Origin of the sequence: Marinobacter denitrificans (assembly GCF_008795955.1) — a bacterium.
Lineage (GTDB): Bacteria > Pseudomonadota > Gammaproteobacteria > Pseudomonadales > Oleiphilaceae > Marinobacter > Marinobacter denitrificans.
Genome location: NZ_VMHN01000001.1, coordinates 1,712,773 through 1,734,381, shown reverse-complemented (window position 1 = coordinate 1,734,381; position 21,609 = coordinate 1,712,773). Strand labels below are relative to the sequence as shown.

Here is a 21,609-nt window from a genome sequence, read left to right as displayed (position 1 = left end):
ACGCAGCCCGGGGCACACCCCCGGGCTGTATATTCACGGCTGGTCAGAAGTCGAGCTGATAACCCAGAGTGATGGTCCGGCCACGGCCCTGGAAGTAATACTCGTCACTCACCCGCGCTGACTGGGAGTAGTAAGTGAAATAGTCCTTGTCCAACAGGTTCTCTATACCCAGGGAAACCTTTCCGGCACGGGTCTGGTAGGCGAGGGAGCCATCCAGCAGGCCGTACCCATCAAAGTCCATGTCGTCACCCTCAATATCCCGATCCAGGAACTGACTGAACTGCAGGTGACTCGACAGCGCTGGCGTCCACGCTGCCGACCAGCTCAGCCGCAGGGTCTCGGGGGCAATGTTGATACCGGTCAGTTTTTTGTCGACCTTGCCATCATCGTCGGTATCCGACTTGCCAGAGGCATAGGTATAGGAGAACGCCAGGTTATGTGCCTCGTTCAGGTCCGCATCGGCAGTGACTTCCACACCCCGGATCTCGGTCTTTTCTCGATTGACCACCCAGGTTCCGTTCTCCTCCGTCAACCGCGACCCAAAGTCAGAGTCTGACTCGTAATAACTCACTTCCAGATGGTAACGGTCCCAGTCGAAACGGCCACCAACCTCGCGGTTGTCAGTCACAATAGGCTCGAGCTGCAGCAGGTTGTCGACATCCTGTCCCGGGTCGCTGATTCCTCTCAGCACGCGGCCGACATCCGGCATGCCAAAACCTTCAGAATAGTTGGCAAACAGCTGCAACTGATCGGTGGCCTGGTATACCACGCCGGCATTAAACAGGGTTTCGTCGAAATCCGGGTTGCCGCCCTGTACCGTGACATTGTCCTGGGTAACATTGCTGCGATCGATGGTGTTATAGGTATCCACCTTGAGCTCGGCCTGTTCATGGCGAACACCAGTATGCAAGGTCAGGCTGTCGGTAACGGTGATATCACCCTGCAGGAAGGCGGCGTAATTGCGAAAGCGGGATTTCGGCACGTAGGTCCGTCCGGTTTCCACCAGCACCTGCCGGGTCTCATCCTCGAGCACATCCAGGCCGGTAGTCAGGGTCAGGTGATCGTTCAACAGGCCATCGCGGGTGAGGGTGAATTTCGCGCCCAACTTGTCCGATTCATTACGGGTCTGGTCAAACTGGGTATTGCCACTGCTGTCCTGGTAGGGAAAGAAAGGCGTGGTAGCGAACTGGGCGCGAAAAGTCTGGCTGTAGAGTTGGGCATCAACCTGGTTACCCAACCAGTCACCGTGGGAGTATGAAAGGCGGGCAGTGGTGACATCATTGTAGCCCGGTTCACCGTCCGGATTGCCCTTTCTGGCGGTTGTCGGTACGCCGTTGTCTCGGTCCCCGGGCACTGGCTCGTAGCTGCCTTTACCCTCGAGTTCAAAACGGTTAATGAAAAACTCCACGTTTTGTTCGTCGTCGAGCCAGTAGCCAAGCTTGGCGAGTACGTCATAACTTTCCGAGTTCTGGATTTCCCCCGGGTAGGCCACACCCACCAGGCGATCCTTGCCATCATAAAACGCGCCGCGCTCCTGGAAGTTCCCGCCCACGAGATAGTCCCAACGGTCCCGCTGGCCGCTGACGCGGTAACCGACCTTGTAACCCTGGCCGTCGGAATCCACGTCGTCGTCGGTGGTAACACTGGCCGACACTGACTGGGAAACCTTTCCGCTCTCGGGTTTACGGGTCACAAAGTTGATGATGCCCCCGGTAGCCCCCAAACCGTGTTCGGCACTGGCCCCATGGATCACCTCGATACGCTCGACCATATCCAGGTCAATGGTGTAGCTGTCTCGCGCACTGTCCCGCAGGGGATTGCTCTGGGGTACACCATCCACCAGGAACAAAGGTGAACGGCCCCGGAAAGTCTCGCCGGCATTGGACAGTTTCTGGCGCCCCGGGGAATAGGAGGGGATCAGGTTACTCAGAACCTGGCCGGGGTCGTTGGAAATTGCCTGTTGCTGTTCAATCTGCTCGCGGGTGATGATCGTTGTCTTCTGCGGAGTTTCACCGGCGGTGCTTTTGTTACGGGTGGCGTTGATCACCAGGTCGGGCAGCTTTTTGGCGCCGTTACCAGAAGGGTTTTCTGGGGCAGGCTGCGCCATGGCAGCAGCGGGAGCCGCCATGGCGAAGGCCAACAGAAGGGAGCGTGAATCCGGAATGGTCATAAGCAGGTCTCGAATCGTTTATGCATTGCGCCTGACTTCCGGAACCAGACGCCAGACATTGACTCAATGTAATGAGTCGCGAATGATAACGATTCGTATTATTTATTGCAAAACCTGACTTGCTATGACCTACCCCCGCTTAGCGCAGATCCGGATTCAACGTGTAGGTGCCGGTGACCCGGGCACTGGCCAGTACATGGCCCGCCATGGCTTCACGTACGGCAGCGCCATCAAACTCACCCTCAAGGCCCAGACTGTCTACGTCCAGGGCATGAACCTCATAGTGATAATGGTGGATGATCTCGTCATTCCAGGGCGGGCAGGGGCCATCGTAACCGGCGTAGGTGCCGGCCATGTCCGGATTGCCTGCCAGGAACTGGGTGTAGTTGTTCACACCCCGGATGCCGATCGGGCCCGGCCCTGGTTCCTTGCCCTTGGGAATCACCCCATCACTGTCTTCGCCTTCAGGGATGCAGGAAAGCGACGGCGGCACATCCACCAGCAACCAGTGGAAGAAATCCACACGGGGAATGTCTTTTGATACCGTTTTGCCCTCCTGATTGACGTCATCCGCAATACTGGGGACGTCGGGATCAAACATCATCACCACAAAGCTCTTGGTGCCTTCCGGCACATCCTCCCAGGTTACTTCCGGATTACGGTTGGGGCCAAAGCTCATGTGGTCCTGTTCACTGTATACGCCGAACGCAAACTTCTCCGGCACCGGCTGGTCTTCCTCAATTCCTCGAACCTTGATTTTCACCGTCCTGTTCTCCTGTACCTTTGATGGTTTTTGCTTGCCGTGTATAACGGTTTTAACAGTGGTGTTGTGGGTCTGTCCAGATCCGCGCCCTGCGCAGGTCCAATTCGTAGCGAGGCCAGGGCATGATACCGTCTGCCTTAATTTGCCGGAAACCGAGGAATAACATGAGCAACGACAAGCCAGGCACCCCCCAGGGGCCCGACGACCAGAAGGATGAAGACGCCATTGCCTTTGCCGAGGGGCTTTTTGAACTGGCCCGGAATGGCGGCGCGGGCCCACTGAGCGTTATTCTCAATGCCGGTGTCCCCGTGGACATGCGCACCAGCAGCGGTGACACCCTGCTGATGCTGGCCTGCAGTAACGGCCACGCCGACACTGCCCGCTTGCTACTGGAAAACGGGGCAAATCCGGAGCTGCGCAATGATCAGTTGCAAACACCGCTAATGGCTGCAGCCCGATCCAATCAGGGGGCTGTGATTGAGTGCCTGCTGGAAGCTGGGGCGCAGAAGGCTCTGGCCGATGGGGAGGGCCGCTCCGCGCTGGATCTTGCCATCTCCAAAGGAGCAGAGGAAGCTATCAGGGCGTTGTCGTAGCAGGGTCTGCCTGCCGGAGGAAGCGTTGCAGCGTCACCTCGACAGTAACCGTCAGGCTGGCCAGTGCCTCGGCACGAGCACGCCCCTCAGCCGATGCCCGATACAGATGCGGCGTCATGGCCAGTAAGTCAGCAATAGCGTTCTGACTGTCCAGGGTCAGAGAGTAGCTGACGGTTTGCGTGCCCAGCCTTGAAAAGCCTTCGGGTGCGTGTTCTGCCGGCATCTTCTCGGGCTTCAGTGAGGGGTAGATAATCTCCCGCAGTTCCCGCAGATGGTTGGGGCCGGCATCAGCCTGGATTAGCACCCCGCCGGTTTTCAGCACGCGGGCAAACTCGGAATAGACGGGAAAACCGAACAGGCAGAGCAACACATCCAGGGTTTCGGGCAACACCGGGAGATTGGCATTGCTTCCTACCACCCACCGGGGACGTTTATCCTGCTTCGCGGCCGCCAGGGTTGCCCATTTGGAAATATCCAGCCCGATCAACGAGAGCTGAAGGTCTGTTGTGGCCAACTGACGCAGGTAATAGCCTTCGCCACAACCCGCATCCATACAGGCCACAGGGTGGTTGGTGCCAATGGTGTCTCTGAGCACGGCGGCGTTTACCGCCTCGGCAACAGGCTGAAAATAACCGGCATTAAGGAAGCGCTGGCGGGCGGCCACCATTTCCTTGCTGTCGCCCGGGTCCAGCGAACGCTTTTTCTGTACAGGCAACAAATGAAGGTAGCCCTGGCGGGCAACGTCAAAACTGTGGCCTGCCGGGCAACGCCAACTGGCCCCGGCCTGGGTCAGCGAATCACCATCCAGGGGGCAGGCCAGAGCATTGAACGCATCTGTACTCATGGGCGGGTCCGCCCCGGCGTGGTCATCCCGCTTGAGAACCCGCGGGCAAATGCCCAGAATAGCGGCGCAGCGATCACACGAGGACACCCACCTTGAAGGGCGAGATTATCCATTACACACGGGACGCACTCGGTGGCATCCTGGTGATCGACTATCGCAAACATCGGGTCATGACCTTTGATTCGGTGTTTGAACAGAGCAAGATAGATCGCCGCAAACCCCATCTCCCTGTCCATGAATACAGCCGTGCAATGCTGCTACCGGTTGCCTTCGCGCAGCCTTCCCACGTAACCGTTCTGGGCCTTGGTGGTGGGGTAATGGCTAATGCATTGTTACACCTGCTGGGCGACTGCCAGGTTCATGCCGTGGAATTGCGACCCAGCGTTCTACAAGTTGCCCGCGAGTACTTCAGCCTGCCGCAATCCGCCAACTTTACCGTCACCATTGGTGACGCCCGGGATGCACTGGGCAAACTACCGGACAGCAGCACGGACCTGATCCTTTCCGACATGTACAGTTCCGACCGCATGAGCCCCACACAGGCACAGCGTGAGTTTATCAGACAATGCAGCCGTGTACTGACCGACAGCGGCTGGCTTTCCATCAACTACCACCGCACACCGGACATCAACGGGCCGTTTTTCCGCCAGCTCAGGGGCGAGTTTGCGGCGCTGCTGCTGTTCAAAAGCAAAACCAACAACACGGTGATTTTTGCCAGCAAAGGCCCTTTTGAGGCGCTGAACGCCAAAGACCCTGTACTGGTGGCACTGGAAAAGAGCCTGCCCATAGACTGGCGTCGGTTGATGGCAAGGGTGATACGTCTTACCTGAGCAACTCTCTACGCCAGGAACCTTCCTTCATTTCTCCTCACAAAGTAGCACGCCCCCGGCTCTCAGGTAGCATTGTGCAAGGTTGGCAAACCTCTAGCATTGGCATAACCAACAAAAAGAAATCTCTGGAGAATTGCCATGCTGGGGCGGCTGTTGCTGCTTTTGGTTACTGTCAGTTTTTTGCAAGCGGCCCATGGCGCGCTGGACGATAAAAAGCGGACGCTGATCCAGGAACTGTTCCCCAAGGCCACTGAAATCCGGGACAAGCTACCGGATTACCCGGTCTATCCCGTTTATCAGCTTCAGGAACTGCTTGGCTACGCCTACGAATCCCTCGATCTGAGCCGGCTTCAGGGATTCGCCGGCAAGCCGATCAGTATGCTGATCGGACTGGATACCCGCGGCCGCTTTACCGGTGTGCGCATCCTCAATCATCACGAGCCGGTGTTCCTGCATGGACTTGGTGAAGAACCCCTGTTCGACTTCATCAGCCAGTACGAGGACCGCTCGCTGACGGAACAGATTATTGTAAGTACTTCCGGCAACCGCTCCGCCAGGGATTCGGAAGGCAATGTGGTGGTTTTTGACGGGGTTAGCAAAGCGACAGTCTCAGTGCTGATCATCAACGACACGATTCTGTCCTCTGCCCTGAAGGTAGCGCGGGAGAAACTGGAGGGGTTCTCTCAGGAGGCTCCCACCCGGGCCCGGTCAGACTTTTACCAGCCTCTGTCCTGGTCAGAACTTGTTGACCGCGGGTACATCGGCCATTTTCGTCTCAGCCCTGACGAATTCGAACAAAAGACCGGACGCCCACTCTCCGATTATTCGGAGATGCCGCAACCAGAGCCGGACGAACCTTTCACGGAACTGTTTTTTGGTTACATCAATTCGCCCATGGTTGGCCGCAACCTGCTTGGGGATGAAGGCTTTTCACACCTGAAAGAACGCATCGGGCCGGATGCACAGCTTATGGTCGTCATGTCCCGGGGGCTTTATCCGCACCTGTCCGACGACTTCACCCCCGGCAGCTCACCAGGCCGTCTCGGGTTACAACAGAACAACCTTGCGGTCGAGATTCGTGATATCAACGTGTTTGACCAGAACATCCGCCTCAACGCCGACGGCATGCCAGATATGGAGATGAAAACCCTGTTCCGGGTTGGCGGCAATGCCGGGTTCAACCCCGGGGCGGGGGCAACCCTGAAAATGAGTGTTACCCTGCGCAAGAATCATCTGGTGGCAGACAGCACCGAACTTGATATTCCGGTAGCCTTTGCCGACGAACTGTTCGAGACCGTCGAGGTTGCCCCACGGCCGGAAGATACTCGCCAGCCGGTGTGGATCGGGCTCTGGAAAGAGCGCTGGCTGACCATCTCGATACTGGTGGCCAGCCTGACCATTCTGACGGTCTTTTTTGCCCGCCAGCGCACCCTGAGCCGTTATCCAAAGTTGGTGCGCCGTTTCCGCTGGGGGTTTCTGTTCTTCACGCTGGTCTACATCGGGTTCTACATCCAGGGGCAGCTTTCGGTGGTGAATATCTACACGCTGTTCCTGGCAATCTGGGATGGCTTTTCCCTGAATGTTTTCCTGATGGACCCGGTGCTGTTTATCCTGTGGACCTACACGTTCATGACCCTGTTCATCTGGGGGAGAGGATTGTTTTGCGGCTGGCTTTGCCCCTTTGGAGCGCTGCAGGAGATGGCCGCCTGGTTGGGTGAGAAACTGAAGTTCCGGCAGGTGAAGGTAACGGAGAAATGGCATCGGCGGCTGATTCTGCTCAAATACCCGATACTGCTGGTACTGGTGGGCACTGCCTTCTATTCACTGGAACTGGCAGAGAAGCTGGTGGAGGTGGAACCGTTCAAAACCAGCATCACACTATTCTTTGTGCGCTCCTGGCCCTTTGTGGTTTATGCCGTGGGCCTGCTGGTGATCGGCATGTTCATTCACAAGTTCTACTGCCGCTATCTGTGCCCGCTAGGGGCAGGTCTGGCGGTTCTGGGCAAGCTGCGGCTATTCAGCTGGCTGGACCGTGTAGAACTTTGCGGCAAGCCTTGCCAGCACTGCAAGAACAGCTGTGGCATCAACGCCATCCACAAGGACGGCCGCATCGACTACGACGAATGCATCCAGTGTCTTGAGTGTGTGGTGATTCTGAAAGACGAGGACCAGTGCGTGGACAAGCTGTTACAGAAAAAACGTCAGCGGCAGGCCAATATACTGGCCACGGATGCAGGCTGAACCGCATCCGTGGGGCAAGGGCAATACAATACCGTCCCGTTAGCGGGTCTTTTCCCAGGCAAACTTTTTGAACGGCTCATCCACCGGTGTTTCTGCAATATGGTTGATGTAATTGCTCATGGTCTTCTGGGACAGCACCAGGATAACCTCCAGAACCTGCCGGTGCTTGTAGCCGGCATTGTAGAACGCCTCCAGGTCTTCCCTGCTGACGTTGCCGTTCTTGTTTATCACCGCGAGGGTGAAGGTTCTCAGGGCTTCCAGCTTGTCGTTGGGCAGAGGCGCTTCATCCCGGAGTGCATTGGTGATGTCGTCGGACACTTCCATCATCTTGGCGATACCCGTGTGGGCAGGCACGCAATAATGACAGGCATTCTCAACGTTGATGGTCTGCCAGACCACCGTTTTCTCGTCGTTGTCGAAGCTGCTGTCCAGTACAAGCTGATGCAGTTTCTGGTAGGCCTCAAGGACCCCCGGCGCTTCGGCCATAACCGCGTGCAACCCGGGGATCATGCCGAACCCCTTGAGGGATTTTTCCAGAAGCGGCTTCGATTTTTCCGGTGCGGACTCAACATCGTGGGTTGGGAAATCTGACATAAGGTTCTCCTCTGAATCTGTGTTTTTGAGCAAATACTCAACTACCACTACCCTAGCTGTTATTGAGCGATCACTCAAGTTATGATTGGGAATGATTTCAACCATCGGATGTTGGTAGGCAAAATGGCCAGAAACGCTCGCTATGATCGACAGGTCGCCCTGGAAAAAGCCATGAATCTGTTTTGGGAACGTGGTTACAGTGGCGCTTCCATGAAGCAGATCGAACAGGCGCTGGACATGCGCCCGGGCAGTATCTACGCCACTTTCGGGAACAAGGACGGTCTGTTTGGCGAAGCCCTGGCTGCATATGCTCAGCAGGGGGGCGCTGAGCTCCGCGAACACCTCGCCGGGTATTCATCGGTACTGGATGGGCTGCAGAGTTACCTTAACCTTGTTGCTCGCCAATCGAGCGCCGAAAGTGTACCGCCTTCCCGGGCATGCATGGTTGTGAAAACCCTGCTGGAAGCGAGCAATACCAATGCAGCCATCTCAGACCAGGCAAATGCGATTCTGGGCGCCATTGAACACTCGTTGACGGAGCTTCTGGAGCAGGCAAAAACCCAGGGCGAACTGAATTCAGATACCGATTGTGCCCGGCTGGCACGGCTTCTCCAGGCGCAGCTTATCGGTCTCCGCTCGTTTGCACAGCGGGAGATCAGTACTGACAAGGTCACCGAGCTCGCGGACGATATGGCGGCTATTCTGGACAACTTTCGCGCCCGCCACTGAGGCTTTTTTCACTTCAGGAACCCTTTGTTATGGAAAACATGCATCACATCGTTGTCGTAGGCGGCGGCGCGGGCGGCCTCGAGCTGGTCACCCGCCTGGGTAACAAACTCGGAAAAAAGCAAAAGGCCCGTATTACTCTGGTGGACGCTGGCCTGACCCATGTCTGGAAGCCATTGCTCCATGAGGTAGCCTCCGGCTCCCTGGATGCAAGCACCAACGAAATCAATTACCGGGCCCACGCCCGCAAGCATCACTACGAGTTCCAGCTGGGCCGGATGAACGGCCTTGACCGCAACACGAAGGAAGTAGTAATTGCGGCGTTCCACGATGAAGAAGGAAAGGAAGTGGTGCCGGAACGCCGTATCAGTTATGACACACTGGTGATTGCGGTTGGCAGTAATGCCAATGATTTTGGGACCCCCGGCGCCCAGGAGCATTGCCTGTTCCTGGATAGTCTCAACCAGGCCCGACGCTTTCACAACCTGATGCTCAACGCCTTCTTGCGCAAGAACCATGAAGCGCATTCCGGCAATGGCCACGAATTGCCGATCACTATTATCGGTGCCGGCGCCACCGGCGTGGAACTGGCCGCTGAACTGCGCCTGGCCTCCCGGGAACTGCCTGTCTATGGTATGAACCATCTGCGGGCAGAAGATGTCTCCATTACCGTGATTGAAGCGGCAGAGCGAATTCTGCCAGCGCTGCCGGCGCGGCTGTCTGCCGCAGCAACCCGGGAGCTGGAGCATCAGAACGTCAGGGTAATGACAGGCCAGCCGGTCAGTGAAATCCGTGCCGGTATACTGATCATGAAGGATGGCACCGAGCTTGCCTCAGAGATGACAATATGGGCGGCGGGTATCAAGGCACCGGCTTTCCTGTCAGAACTGGAAGGGCTGGAAACCAATCGCGGCAATCAGATAAAGGTCAGACAAACCCTCGAATCCACCACGGACCCGGATATTTTCGCCTTCGGGGACTGTGCAGAATGCCCCCAACCGGATTCGGATCGCCCCGTGCCCCCTCGCGCACAAGCCGCTCACCAACAGGCGGATGTGCTGTTCAAGACTCTGCGCCATCGTCTGGAAGGCGGAGAAGCCGTGCCCTTCGTCTACAACGATCACGGCTCTCTGATCAATTTCAGCCGCTACACCACCGTGGGCAACCTGATGGGTAATCTGTCCGGGCGCAGCATGTACATTGAAGGCAAGGTGGCGCGTCTGTTCTATGTCTCCCTCTACCGGATGCACCAGGTGGCCCTGCACGGCTTCCTCCGCACCGGAGTTATCTGGCTGATGGACCGGATCACCCGCGCCATGCATCCGCGCCTGAAACTGCACTGACACAACGCTCAAGCTGTTATTATCGAAGTCTACTCCCGAACCGGAGCATGAATGGATCCGATTCTCACCCTGATCGGCGCACTGATGCTGGTTATCAGCATCATGCTCAGCCCTCTGTCCAGCAGGCTGGGAATGCCGGTGCTGCTTATTTTCCTCATTGTCGGCATGATGATGGGAGAGGACGGCCCCGGTGGCCTGCTGTTTGACGACTTCGAACTGGCTTTTTTGATCGCGAACCTGGCCCTGGGCGTGATTCTGCTTGACGGCGGCATGCGCACCCGGGCTGAAACCTTCCGGGTGGGATTACGGCCGGCCCTGGTTCTGGCCACCGTGGGCGTGTTCCTGACAGCCACCGGCGCAGGACTGGTCGCCTGGTGGGTGTTTGACCTGCACTGGCTCACCGCACTGCTGATTGGCGCCATCATTTCCTCGACCGACGCCGCAGCGGTTTTTTCACTGCTTCAGGGCCGTGGCCTTCATCTGAATGAACGCGTCAGCGCCACCCTGGAAATCGAGTCGGGCAGTAACGACCCGATGGCAATATTCCTTACCCTGATGCTGGTTACCATGATCGAAGCCGGTGGCGCCTCTGAAGGCTGGATGGCGCTGGTGATGCTGGTAAAACAGTTCGGCATTGGCAGTGTGGTGGGTGTGGCCGGCGGCTTCATTGTGGTGGAGATGGCCAACCGCATCAGGCTCACACCCTCACTTTACCCGCTACTCGTCGTAGCCGCCGGCATCATGGTGTTTTCCGGTACCAACGCCCTCGGTGGCAGCGGCTTCCTGGCGATCTACCTCACCGGTGTGGTCATCGGCAACCGCCCCGTACGCATGATGCCGATGATACTGCAGGTTCACGATGGCCTGGCCTGGCTCGCCCAGCTGTGCCTGTTCCTGATGCTCGGCTTGCTGGTCACTCCCTCCGAGCTCTTGCCCCTGGCCGGCGGCGGCCTGATTCTGGCCTTTGCGCTGATTTTCCTGATCCGGCCAATTGCGGTTCTGGCCACACTCTGGCCTTTCGGGTTTAACCGCCGGGAACTTGGGTTTATCAGTTGGGTCGGATTGAGGGGGGCAGTGCCCATTGTGCTGGCGCTATTTCCAATCATTGCCGACATTCCCCAGGCCCAGCAGATTTTCCACGCCGCCTTCTTCATCGTGCTGGTTTCACTGGTGGTCCAGGGCACCACCATGGCGCCCCTGGCAAGAAAGCTGCGGCTGGAGGTCCCCGCCGGCGAAGACCCTTATCGACGACTGCCCCTGGACGTGGCGGCCGCCGGTGACCATGAACTGATGCTCTTTCCGCTGAAAGGAAGCGTCTGGGAAACGCCCAGGACGCTGGGCCAGTTGCGCCTTCCGGACAATACCGCTATTGCCGGCGTATTCCGCAAACGCATCTGCCATCCTCCCTCTCCGGATATGGAAGTCTCCACCGGCGATGTGCTGGCCATGTTCGCGACTCCGGCCGTGTTACCAGAGCTTGGCAAGGCTCTTAGCGGTCGACAAGCGCCGCGTTACCTCGCGGAGCGCGCCTTCTTCGGCGACTTTGTACTCAACGGCGATGCTCTGCTGGGGGATGTCGAGCAGGTCTACGGCATCGAGTTTGACGAACTGCCACCGGAACTCTCGCTGGCCGAATGTTTTGCCCGTCGCACCAAGGGGCATCCGGTCGTGGGCGACAAGGTGAAACTGGGGCCGGTCACGCTGGTTGCCAGAGCAACGGAGGCCGACCGGGTGACAAAAGTTGGCCTGAAAATGGACAACGAATAAAATTCTTTAACAAAACCAACTCAAAACATTGGTTCGACTAACAAAATTCTTGTGCTATAAAGTGTACAAACAGTAATGATTGATTCGACTATGCTACTGAATACCTTGTTACCGACTATCGCCGCGTCGATCAAAAACCTGTCAGCCACCTGCATGATGGCCCTGGCCTGCCTGCTTACCCTTGCGGGCAACCCGGTGGCAGCGTCGGAGTTACCGATGGGGGCCATGGTTGAGGACCCGGAAGTCAGCGAAGTACTGGTTCGCAAAGAGGAGCGCCGGCTCTATCTGCTCTCAGGTGAGCAGGTAGTACGCAGCTATCGGATCGGGCTTGGTGACAACCCATCTGGTCACAAACTCTTCGAGGGTGACAAACGCACACCCGAAGGTGAATACGTGCTGGACTGGCGGAACCCCAACAGCGACTTCTACAAGTCTATCCACATCTCTTACCCGAACGAGCAGGATCGGGAACTGGCTTCAGCGTGGGGCCTGGATCCCGGAGGTAGCATCATGATTCATGGCCTGCCCAACGAGGCCGGCGACATGGCGTTTGCGTTTCTGGGCCTGGATTGGACAGATGGCTGCATCGCAGTCAGTAATGAAGAGATGGACGAAATCTGGCAACTGGTAGCCGACGGAACCCCCATCAGGATTGTCCCCTAATGCATTGATCCGCCTATCCCTCTGTGCCGTATACCGTTACTGCAAAATTAAGTTGTTGTCATAACCTAGGAACTTTTACGTATCCTTAGTTAACATTTCTCTCTATAGTGTTTTACACTGTTTGACGACGCCGTTAGTACTTAATGCTATCGGCCCCGATTTGACAGAATGTCTGCACCAACGACTTCTGGAACGCAGGAAATAAAACGACCAATAAGGGGATTTTTAGTATGCGTAAATTGACGATCGCAGGGTTTGCACTGGCCACCGTACTGACCGCAGGTTGTGCGACTACTGACCAGGGCGCTATTGATGAAGCAAATGCAAACGCTTCTTCCGCCGAGCAAACTGCTGAAAACGCACTGAACACCGCTAACAGCGCTTCCAGTGCAGCACGTTCCGCTCAGAGCACTGCTGACGAAGCTCTGGCCGCTGCCAAAGCCGCTCAGAAAGCTGCTGACGAAGCCAACGAGCGCGCCAAGCGCATGCTCGAGCGTGCCAGCCAGAAATAAGGCTGTAGCGTGATAAAAAGGCCGGATATCCGGCCTTTTTTTATGCCTGAAAATCCAGGGTCAGGAATCGTCTTTATCGTTCTTCGGCGGCTTGGCAGCGGGTTTACTCATGAACGTCGACATCATTTCCATCGGCAGCGGGAACACGATCGTCGAGCTGTTGTTCGTACTCATATCTGCCAGGGTCTGCATATAGCGTAACTGCATGGCACCGGAATTGGTCGACATCACTTCCGCGGCCTCCACCAGTTTTTTCGACGCCTGCAACTCACCCTCGGCGTGAATCACCTTCGCCCGGCGCTCACGTTCGGCCTCAGCCTGTCTCGCTATGGCGCGGATCATGGACTCATTCAGGTCAACGTGCTTGATTTCAACATTGGCAACCTTGATTCCCCATTCTTCAGTCTGGGAGTCAATGATCTCCTGAATGTCGGAGTTGAGTTTGTCGCGTTCCGACAGCATCTCATCCAGATCGTGTTTGCCCAGTACCGAGCGCAACGTGGTCTGCGCCAACTGGCTGGTTGCCGAGCCATAATCTTCCACCCGGATGATCGCCCGTTCGGGATCAACCACCCGAAAATACAGCACGGCGTTCACCCGTACCGTGACGTTGTCCTTGGAGATCACATCCTGGCTGGGCACATCCAGGGTAATCACCCGCAAATCCACCCGGGTCATCTGTTGGATGCCGGGAATGATAATGATCAGGCCCGGACCTTTTACGCCCTGGAAACGCCCCAGGAAGAACACCACGCCGCGCTCGTATTCCGGCAGAATCTTGATTGCTGATCCAAGAATCAGCAGCAGCACCACCGTAGGCGCAATATAGGGAATCAGGTCGGTAATATTCATAACGCCTCCTTGGTTGGCTCAGGTTCAACATGGACCGTCAGCCCCTCGATACTTGTTATATTCAGCCGCTCTCCCGCTTTGACCGGCGCATGGCTTACCGCATTCCAACGTTCGCCACTCAGACGGACATGGCCCCTGTAGTGCTCATCCTGCGCCTGGAAATCCTCGAGCGCCGTCCCCTGTTCATGAACGATCTGTTCAGTGCCGCTGACAGGGTGTCTGCGGCGCAGGCCAATAAATCGGATAACCGTCCAGAGAGTGAAACCGGCGGCCACCAGTGCCGTGCCCCCGATTGTGGGCAGGGAAATATCCTGGTGACTGCCATCCATTAGAATGATCGACCCAGTGACGAACGCAACTATGCCTCCCACCCCCAGTATGCCGAAGCTGGGCATGAAGGCCTCACCCACGATAAAGGCCAACCCCAATAAAATCAGTGCCAGGCCGGCATAATTGACAGACAGTACCTGGAAGGAAAACAGGGCGAGAATCAGACAGATGGCACCAATCACGCCGGGGAAGACAGCGCCCGGATTGGAGAGCTCGAAGATAATGCCGTAGAACCCGATGATCATCAGGAAATAGGCAACGTTCGGATCGGTGATCACCGACAGCAACCGGGTCCGCCAGTCAGGATCAGCGCGGGTGAGCGTCATATTGGCGGTGTTGAGGGTTCTTTCACCATCGGCCATTTTTACCGTATGGCCGTCCAGCTGCTCCAGCAGGCTGGTCATGTTATCCGCAACCACGTCCACCACATTCTTTTCAAGGGCTTCCGTGGCGCCCAGGTTGACCGCCTCTCGCACCGCTTCTTCGGCCCAGTCGGCGTTACGATCGTGGCGTTCCGCCAACCCGCGAATATAGCTGACCGCATCCTCAAGGACCTTGCGTTCCATTGCCGAGCCGCCACGCCGTTTTACGGGCTCAGACTCACTGCCAGACGACGTGTCTTCAGCCTCCTGGTTCTGGTTAGTGTCTGATTCGGAATCTTTTTCTTGCCGGGCAGGTTCTTCCGAGCCGGGCAGACCACCCATTTGTACCGGCGTGGCAGAACCCAGATGGGTGGCCGGTGCCATGGCGGCAACGTGGCTGCCATAAAGTATATACGTACCGGCACTGGCGGCCCGGGCCCCGGCAGGCGATACCCAGGTGACAACAGGCACCTGTGCGGACAGGATCTCTTTGATGATGCCTCGCATGGAATCCATCAGGCCGCCAGGTGTATCCATCTGGATAATCAGCAGCTCGGCCCCTTCGGATTCGGCGCGGCGAATACCCCGCACCACATAGTCCATGGTGGCCGGGCCTATGGCACCGTCGACAGTCAGTACAAGGGCGGTGGGAGAGTCGTCGTCCTGTTGCGCAAGGACGGTGTGAGTCAGGGAGCCCAGAGCGAGTGCAAGGCCGAGCAGGAACAGAGCCAGCCACCATTGCAGGCGGCGGTTCGGGATTGATCTGGTGGCTCGGTTCGCGTTCATCACTCCTCCCCGATCCTTTCAGCGGATCAGAACAAGCGGGCCAGTGCCGCGACCGGCAACCTCCTTATCAGAAAGCCGATCGGGCGCCAGGGCCATGAGGGGACAAAGCATTCCGCTTTTCCGGACTCTATGGCACGCACCATCGCTTTGCAGCCGGCCGATGCGTCCACAATAAACGGCGCATTTCTTACTTTCTCATTTATCTCAGTACGAATATAGCCGGGATAGAGGGTAGACACACGTATTGGTGAACGGGCCTTGTACAACTCCACCCGCAGACCTTCGGCCAATGACGCCAGGCCGGCCTTGGTAGCGGCGTAGGTGGTCACGTTTTTCGGCATGCCCCTTAGTGCCGACACTGAGGATACGGCAACGAGGTGCCCGTGGTTCTGCGCCCGGAAGATTTCCATGGCTGCTTCCATTTGTGCCAGGGCCGCAACAAAGTTGGTTTCTGCGGTCTGTTTATTCGCGGCGAAGTGACCGGTTCCGAGAGGCTGGCCTTTACCGATACCGGCGTTGACGATAATCCGGTCCAGGGAACCGAATTCCGCTGCAAAGTCACGGAACACCTCAAACACCTGTTCGTGATCGTTTACATCCAGCTCTCGTACACCGATTTTCAGCTTCGGATGCTTTTGCAGCAATTCCGCCCGTAGTTCCTCCAACCGCTCTGTACGGCGGGCACACAACGCCAGATTGTAGCCCCCGGCGGCAAACTCCCTGGCCATACCTTCGCCCAGGCCGGAACTGGCGCCGGTAATCAATATAGTGCGGATCATCGGATCTCCTTTTCAGCGGAGGTCGTGTTCAGAACCACAACCGCTGCTCCGTACCATCCTCACCGTCAGCGGTATTTGGCTGTGGCTCTGCGCCTTCATTGGCCACCTGGGCAACCCGCTCGCCAATCATTCGCGGAAGTCCATCGGCCTGGTCAACAGCCAGTTCAATGGCCATACGCTGCACTTCCACACCGGGCATCTTGGTGCGGAAGTCTTCAACCGCACTTGAGACCGCACGCCAGAGCTTGGCCCGGTCTTCCTCACTGTATTCTTCGTGGGGACGATGTACTTCCATCCAGACCTCATTGCCTTTCAGGCCGATCTTTACCGGCTCCCTGATCACCCGCACCGGCGTGCCTTTGTTGACCTGGTAAACGAACCGGGATATGTCTTCGTTATACATGCGGAAGCACCCGTGGCTGACCTGCATACCGACACCGAACAGCTTGTTGGTGCCGTGAATCAGATAGCCTTTCTCGCTCAGCATCAAGGCATGGGTTCCAAGGGGGTTATCCGGGCCGGGAGGAATCATTCGCGGCAGATAGTCTCCGGACGCTTCGTATTCAGCACGAATGCTCGCAGGGGGGTACCAGGCAGGCGACTCCAATGGCATGGTCACTTCCGCGTCAGTCAGTGGCGAGGGATTGTCCTCCGTTCCCACCCCTACCGGATATACCTGAACGCCTTTCTCGGTAAAGTAATACAACCGGTACTCAGCCAGGTTAATGACAATTCCCTCACGTTTCACATCAGGTAACACATAACGACGGGGTACGGTGATTCGGGTGCCCTCACCGGGAAGCCAGGGATCCACCCCGGGGTTGGCTTTCACCAGTTCCAGATAGCCCAGGCTGTCGCGATTACCAATTGCTGCGAAGGTATCTTCATACCGGGTTGCGATAACCGACAGCTCCCCGGCCAGGTCACCTTCTATCTCGAACGTCGGAACACGGGGCTTGCTGGAGGCCTCATCACTGGCCTGTTCGGGTTTGAGTTTCTTACCAGTAGCCTGTCGCTCGGGTTCCGCCAGCAGTGGAGCGGCCAGCGCCAAAGCAAGCCAGAAGACAAAAAAACCAGTGAGCTGTTTTCGATGCATAAGTTTCAAATCCGGTATCCGGCACTTCAGGTTGCTGACATACCGGTTTAAACCGGCATCAGAGCTGCCCACAGGGTAACACCCGCCAGAACAAGGAACAGTATGCTCGCTCCGATTCGGGCTGTGGCCAGTGGCAGCCGGTCCATAAGCCATTTACCCGCCATGATAACCGGTATATTGGCCAAAAGCATACCAACGGTGGTTCCCATGATTACCCAGAAGGTCTCGGTATAACGTGCGGCCAGAACCACGGTCGCTATCTGGGTTTTATCGCCAATCTCGGCGAGGAAAAACATAACGGTGGTCGCCATGAATGCGCCCATACCCAGAAAGGCGGAGTCGTCACTGTCATCCTTGTCCGGAATCAATAACCACAGGGCGATGGCCACAAAGCTGACGGCCAGAATCCAGGGCAACCATGCTGCCGGTATCCACTGGGCTATCCACGCCCCCATAAGGGCTGAAAGGGCATGGTTCAGTATGGTCGCAACAAAAATGCCCAGGATAATCGGAAGACGGCTGGCGTAACGGGCAACCAGGAAAAGCGAGAGTAACTGGGTCTTGTCGCCGATTTCAGCAATGGCGACCGCGACGGTTGAGGCGAGAAAAGCATCCATGAACAACTCCGGGGCGGACATTCAGACATGAGACAGCCCACCGTCCGCCCTATGGAGGTGACACTGCCTCAGGTCTTGCCAGTTTCACCAGTGGTCGGGTGAAACATGATAGCCACGGAGATTGAGCTCCAAGTATGTTGACTACCATCCACGCCGTGACAACCGCTGCGGCGTGGAGGCTACTCCCCTGAAGAGAGCCGGAATTTTAATCAATTGGTAAGCCAATAACAACTAGACCCGCATTTTCCATACCGGAATCGCAGCTACCGTCACGAAGACAGCCACCAGCCACCACGCAGAATGAAAGGCGCCGATCGTGGGTATACCATCGCTGTGCTCACCAAACTCAATGGTCAGCGCCACAATGTTAACGCCAAAGGCGCCGCCGAGCTGACGCGTGAAGTTGATCGTGCTGGAGCCGGCGCCAAGCTGTTCCGGCGCCAGCGGGTTCAGCGCCCCCGTCGACAATGCTGGCAGCATGAAGCCGATACCGATACGCCCCAGCACCGTCCACAGGGCCAGCCAGCCAAAGGCCAGTTCCAGATCGGAAAGTGCAAACAGCACGGCAGAGGCAGCAAACAGGGTAATCCCGAAAATGACCAGCTTGCGTGCGCTCAACCGGTCCGCCAGGCGGCCGGCCAGGGGGAAAGTCATACCCAGCACAATGCCCGCTGGCAGCATCAAGAGGCCTGCCTGGGTAGCGGAGAAACCGAGAGAGGTCTGCACGAACAGCGGCACCAGGTAGGTGGACCCAAACAGCGCAAGCCCCAGAGCCATGGCCCCCAGGTTGGCATAGACAAAGCTCGGGTTACGCAAAAGACCAATATTGACCAGGGGATGGCGGGCCTTCCGTTCACGCACCACAAACAGCGCCAGAAGTATGGTGGCCAGAATGCCTTCAACCAGTATTCGCCCCTCTTGCCCGCTTAGCTGCTGCACCCGGTTGAGGGTATCCAGGGACAACCCGATAGTGCCACCAAGCAGCAGCAAACCGGTCAGATCAAACCGGTAAGGTTCCGGGCGGGAGACCGGCACCGGCAGGAAGCGCCAGGCCATGAAAACGCCGGCCAGGGTCACAGGTACCGGCGCAAACATAACAAACCGCCAGTCCAGCTGATCCACCAGAAAACCGCCCAGCACTGGCCCCAGGGCAGGCGCAAGGATCACCCCCATACCGTAGATCCCCATGGCCTGGCCACGCCGGTTACGGGGGAAGATCCGGAACACCAGATACATGCCCATAGGCTGCATCAGTCCGGCCATGGCGCCCTGGCCGATACGGGCAGCGATCAACTGTTCCGGAGAGGTGGCAAAACCGCCGAGCAGGGAAATCACCGTGAACAGCAGCATGGCCGTAGCCAGGGTCTTGCGTACACCAAAGTGATCCAGTAACCACGACGAGGCAAGCATGGTGGTGGTCATGGCGGCGATGAATCCGGTAGCCAGCCAGTGAACCTGGCCCTGGCGAATACCGAATTCCAGCATGATGTCGTGAAGGGCAACATTTACCACCGTGGCGCTGAGTACAGTAGCCATGGTACCCAGCACCACCGTGGACAACGCGAACCAACGCCAGCGCTCTCCGTACCGGGTTCTCAGACCCTCTACCGTGTTATCACTCAGAGCAACAACCCTCCCGGAGAAAGAACGCAGTTATCTCTGGCGTTCAGCGTTCTCCATGATCTTGTGAAACACCCCCACTGCGCCTTCAATTTCCTCATCGCTGATTCCCTCCAGCATTTCCTCACGAAGTTTGGCGGCGCGTTCGGTGAGCACATTCATGAACTCTGTGCCGTCCGGGGTCAGGTGGAGGCGGCGGGCACGGCGGTCATTCGGGCACGGGCGGCGCTCAATCAGACCCTGCTGTTCCAGGCTGTCGAGCAGCCGTACCAGAGTCGGATTCTCGATGGCCATCAGGCGAGCGAGCTCACGCTGGGTCAGGCCTTCGCCACCTTTCTGCAAATAGACCATAGTGGTCCAGCGGGCCTGGGTTACACCCAGATCTTTAAGGCGCTCGTCCAGTAGCTTGCGCCAGCGCCGGGTCACCCTGGCAACGGCAAAGGGAAACTGATCTCTCATGGTCTGGAACTCCGGTAGAGGGTATCAACAGCTTACGATGGTAAAGAATGCAACTGCTGAACAATGCAGTGATGAATAGCGTCACCAATAGTAAGCTAACCATTGACATAAAAACAGATACGCATGACAAAACAGAATTGGGGAAAACCGAGAGGTTCCGATGATCACCCGGTATTGCGCAGTTCATCTTCTTGCATTTCCGCCACTTCCGGTGACTCCTGGAAGTCCTCATTCCGCGGATCCATTTCCGTCAGCACTGCAGAGGTCTCCGGCATGGCAGGGATAAAGTGCTCCTGGTCTGCCACCGAGACATCGTCGGTATGGGTGATGCGATAACTGGTAATCACAGCCAGCACCGCCAGGAATCCGGCATTGCCGAAGAACAGGCCCTGGGGACCGAATACCGTAACCAGTTCCCCCATGACCACGGGGCCGATAACACTGCCCACGCCGTAGCTGAGCAGCAGCGTTGCGCTGGCAGAAACAATACGGTTGCTTTCCATACGGTCATTGGTAATAGCCACTGCAATGGGGTAAAGCGCGCCCGACAGGCCAGTGAATAACCCCACCGAGAGGGTGAACAGCCACATCGTCTCAGCACCGAACACCCCGACGGTGACCGCCGACAGGCCTGCCGCCACGGCCACGCAGAACATTACACGGCGACGGTCAAAGCGGTCGCACACCAGCCCCAGCGGCCAGGCCAGAATCATCGCGGCGACAATCGCACTGGCCATGAAGGTGGACACCCGGCTGACCTCAAGGCCAATCAGTGTGGCGTACATCGGGCCCAGCGTGTAAAACGAACCAATCATCACACCACAGATAAGTGCCCCGGAAACACCGGTAAAGGACTCCCGCGCAAGGGTGAAGAAAGACAGTCGCTCGTGCTGCTCAATGACCGGCGCGTCCATGCGTGTCAGAGACAAGGGTATCAATGCCAGTGTCAGCAGTACGGCCGCCAGCGAAAACGGTATGAATGAGGCCGGCTCCCCTACGTTGATCAGCAATTGACCACCGGCCGCCGAAAGATAGAAAACAATCTGGTAAATCGAGAACAGGGCGCCACGGTTGGCATTGGTTGCCCGGCTGCTGAACCAGCTTTCAATGACCACCAGGACGCCGGCCACACTGAAACCGGAAATCGCACGCAGCAGGGCCCAGAACAATTCCGACACCGCCATGGGGTACATCAACGCACAGACCGCCGCCATCGCGGCGAACACCGCAAACGCACGAATATGGCCGACCCGCCCAATAATGTGGTGAACGTAAAGGGTGCCCAGCACAAACCCAATGGAATAACACACCAGAATCCAGCCGATGATGTCAGGGGATACCGCCTCGATGCTCAGACGGACACCCAGCAGGGTCATTAAAAACGCATTGCCGCTGACCAGCAGGACTATACTGAGAATAAGGGCTGAAAGTGAGGTGACCATGCGGGTCATCAGACGGGCTCCGGCGTATTGGATAAAGGTGGAAACCAAAAGGCGTGTAAAAAAATAGCAGCAACGCCGGAACATTGCAGGTCACGAATTAGAACAGGGCCCCGCGAAAGTCTCCACTAGGCATTTGCCGAAATTGTGATACCGCGTGTAGCGCCGTATTTACGGTATTTAACATTGTTTTACATTAAGGTGACGTAACACACGCAAGCGG

General features: G+C 57.2%; 20 protein-coding genes. 8 read left to right on the top strand and 12 right to left on the bottom strand.

Features of this window, described 5'->3' with window-relative positions; translation table 11 throughout:
* Positions 1-43: 43 nt before the first annotated feature.
* Together FO268_RS07980 and FO268_RS07975 are read right to left on the bottom strand one after the other, a co-directional pair.
* On the bottom strand, positions 44-2,170 hold the full coding sequence (locus tag FO268_RS07980) for a TonB-dependent receptor (RefSeq protein WP_150991486.1): 2,127 nt from the start codon (positions 2,168-2,170) through the stop codon (positions 44-46).
* 139 nt (positions 2,171-2,309) lie between these two features.
* Positions 2,310-2,933 (bottom strand): YbhB/YbcL family Raf kinase inhibitor-like protein, encoded by a 624-nt coding sequence (locus FO268_RS07975; RefSeq protein WP_150991484.1) that lies wholly within the window; start codon positions 2,931-2,933, stop codon positions 2,310-2,312.
* A gap of 164 nt (positions 2,934-3,097) precedes the next feature.
* Between FO268_RS07975 and FO268_RS07970 the strand changes: the two genes are divergently transcribed.
* The gene (locus FO268_RS07970; protein WP_150991482.1) at positions 3,098-3,526 is read left to right on the top strand and encodes an ankyrin repeat domain-containing protein; all 429 of its coding nucleotides are present in this window, start codon (positions 3,098-3,100) and stop codon (positions 3,524-3,526) included.
* On the opposite strand, the gene FO268_RS07965 is transcribed toward FO268_RS07970, so the two are convergent.
* Positions 3,510-4,370: a putative RNA methyltransferase gene (locus tag FO268_RS07965; RefSeq protein WP_150991479.1), complete on the bottom strand. Its 861-nt coding sequence runs from the start codon at positions 4,368-4,370 to the stop codon at positions 3,510-3,512. The genes FO268_RS07970 and FO268_RS07965 overlap by 17 nt on opposite strands.
* Before the next feature lie 92 nt (positions 4,371-4,462).
* Here FO268_RS07965 and FO268_RS07960 point away from each other — a divergent pair, with 92 nt between their 5' ends.
* Together FO268_RS07960 and FO268_RS07955 are read left to right on the top strand one after the other, a co-directional pair.
* Positions 4,463-5,200, top strand: coding sequence for a spermidine synthase (locus FO268_RS07960; RefSeq protein WP_150991477.1), 738 nt, complete (start codon positions 4,463-4,465; stop codon positions 5,198-5,200).
* Positions 5,201-5,338: 138 nt separating this feature from the next.
* Positions 5,339-7,441, top strand: a complete 2,103-nt coding sequence (locus FO268_RS07955) for a NosR/NirI family protein (RefSeq protein WP_150991474.1) — start codon at positions 5,339-5,341, stop codon at positions 7,439-7,441.
* 39 nt (positions 7,442-7,480) lie between these two features.
* Here FO268_RS07955 and FO268_RS07950 read toward each other — a convergent pair whose 3' ends face one another.
* Positions 7,481-8,035 carry a carboxymuconolactone decarboxylase family protein gene (locus FO268_RS07950; protein ID WP_150991471.1) on the bottom strand — a complete coding sequence of 185 codons (555 nt, stop codon included), beginning with the start codon at positions 8,033-8,035 and terminating at the stop codon, positions 7,481-7,483.
* A gap of 123 nt (positions 8,036-8,158) precedes the next feature.
* Between FO268_RS07950 and FO268_RS07945 the strand changes: the two genes are divergently transcribed.
* The 5 genes from FO268_RS07945 to FO268_RS07925 all read left to right on the top strand — a co-directional run bounded on the left by FO268_RS07945 (position 8,159) and on the right by FO268_RS07925 (position 13,046).
* Entirely contained in the window at positions 8,159-8,764 is a 606-nt protein-coding gene (locus tag FO268_RS07945; protein ID WP_150991468.1) for a TetR/AcrR family transcriptional regulator, read from the top strand.
* Between the two features lie 29 nt (positions 8,765-8,793).
* Complete coding sequence (locus FO268_RS07940; protein ID WP_150991465.1) at positions 8,794-10,104, top strand: NAD(P)/FAD-dependent oxidoreductase; 1,311 nt, start codon at positions 8,794-8,796, stop codon at positions 10,102-10,104.
* 51 nt (positions 10,105-10,155) lie between these two features.
* Entirely contained in the window at positions 10,156-11,871 is a 1,716-nt protein-coding gene (locus FO268_RS07935) for a potassium/proton antiporter (RefSeq protein WP_150991462.1), read from the top strand.
* Positions 11,872-11,946: 75 nt separating this feature from the next.
* Positions 11,947-12,534 carry a L,D-transpeptidase family protein gene (locus FO268_RS07930; RefSeq protein WP_225316528.1) on the top strand — a complete coding sequence of 196 codons (588 nt, stop codon included), beginning with the start codon at positions 11,947-11,949 and terminating at the stop codon, positions 12,532-12,534.
* A 230-nt stretch (positions 12,535-12,764) separates the two neighbouring features.
* Positions 12,765-13,046 carry an Lpp/OprI family alanine-zipper lipoprotein gene (locus tag FO268_RS07925; RefSeq protein ID WP_150991459.1) on the top strand — a complete coding sequence of 94 codons (282 nt, stop codon included), beginning with the start codon at positions 12,765-12,767 and terminating at the stop codon, positions 13,044-13,046.
* Positions 13,047-13,106: 60 nt separating this feature from the next.
* On the opposite strand, the gene FO268_RS07920 is transcribed toward FO268_RS07925, so the two are convergent.
* The 8 genes from FO268_RS07920 to FO268_RS07885 all read right to left on the bottom strand — a co-directional run bounded on the left by FO268_RS07920 (position 13,107) and on the right by FO268_RS07885 (position 21,398).
* Positions 13,107-13,898, bottom strand: a complete 792-nt coding sequence (locus tag FO268_RS07920) for a slipin family protein (protein ID WP_150991456.1) — start codon at positions 13,896-13,898, stop codon at positions 13,107-13,109.
* A complete protein-coding gene (locus FO268_RS07915; protein WP_150991453.1) occupies positions 13,895-15,376 on the bottom strand; it encodes an NfeD family protein in 1,482 nt (493 codons plus the stop codon). The genes FO268_RS07920 and FO268_RS07915 overlap by 4 nt, the downstream gene beginning before the upstream one ends.
* A gap of 26 nt (positions 15,377-15,402) precedes the next feature.
* Complete coding sequence (locus FO268_RS07910; RefSeq protein ID WP_150991450.1) at positions 15,403-16,155, bottom strand: SDR family oxidoreductase; 753 nt, start codon at positions 16,153-16,155, stop codon at positions 15,403-15,405.
* 28 nt (positions 16,156-16,183) lie between these two features.
* Positions 16,184-17,251, bottom strand: coding sequence for a L,D-transpeptidase family protein (locus tag FO268_RS07905; RefSeq protein WP_150991447.1), 1,068 nt, complete (start codon positions 17,249-17,251; stop codon positions 16,184-16,186).
* A 47-nt stretch (positions 17,252-17,298) separates the two neighbouring features.
* Positions 17,299-17,868 carry a TMEM165/GDT1 family protein gene (locus tag FO268_RS07900; protein ID WP_150991445.1) on the bottom strand — a complete coding sequence of 190 codons (570 nt, stop codon included), beginning with the start codon at positions 17,866-17,868 and terminating at the stop codon, positions 17,299-17,301.
* 231 nt (positions 17,869-18,099) lie between these two features.
* Complete coding sequence (locus FO268_RS07895) at positions 18,100-19,491, bottom strand: MDR family MFS transporter (RefSeq protein ID WP_150991442.1); 1,392 nt, start codon at positions 19,489-19,491, stop codon at positions 18,100-18,102.
* A 30-nt stretch (positions 19,492-19,521) separates the two neighbouring features.
* Entirely contained in the window at positions 19,522-19,947 is a 426-nt protein-coding gene (locus FO268_RS07890; protein ID WP_150991439.1) for a MarR family transcriptional regulator, read from the bottom strand.
* 164 nt (positions 19,948-20,111) lie between these two features.
* Positions 20,112-21,398: an MFS transporter gene (locus FO268_RS07885; RefSeq protein ID WP_150991436.1), complete on the bottom strand. Its 1,287-nt coding sequence runs from the start codon at positions 21,396-21,398 to the stop codon at positions 20,112-20,114.
* Between the last annotated feature and the right edge of the window lie 211 nt (positions 21,399-21,609).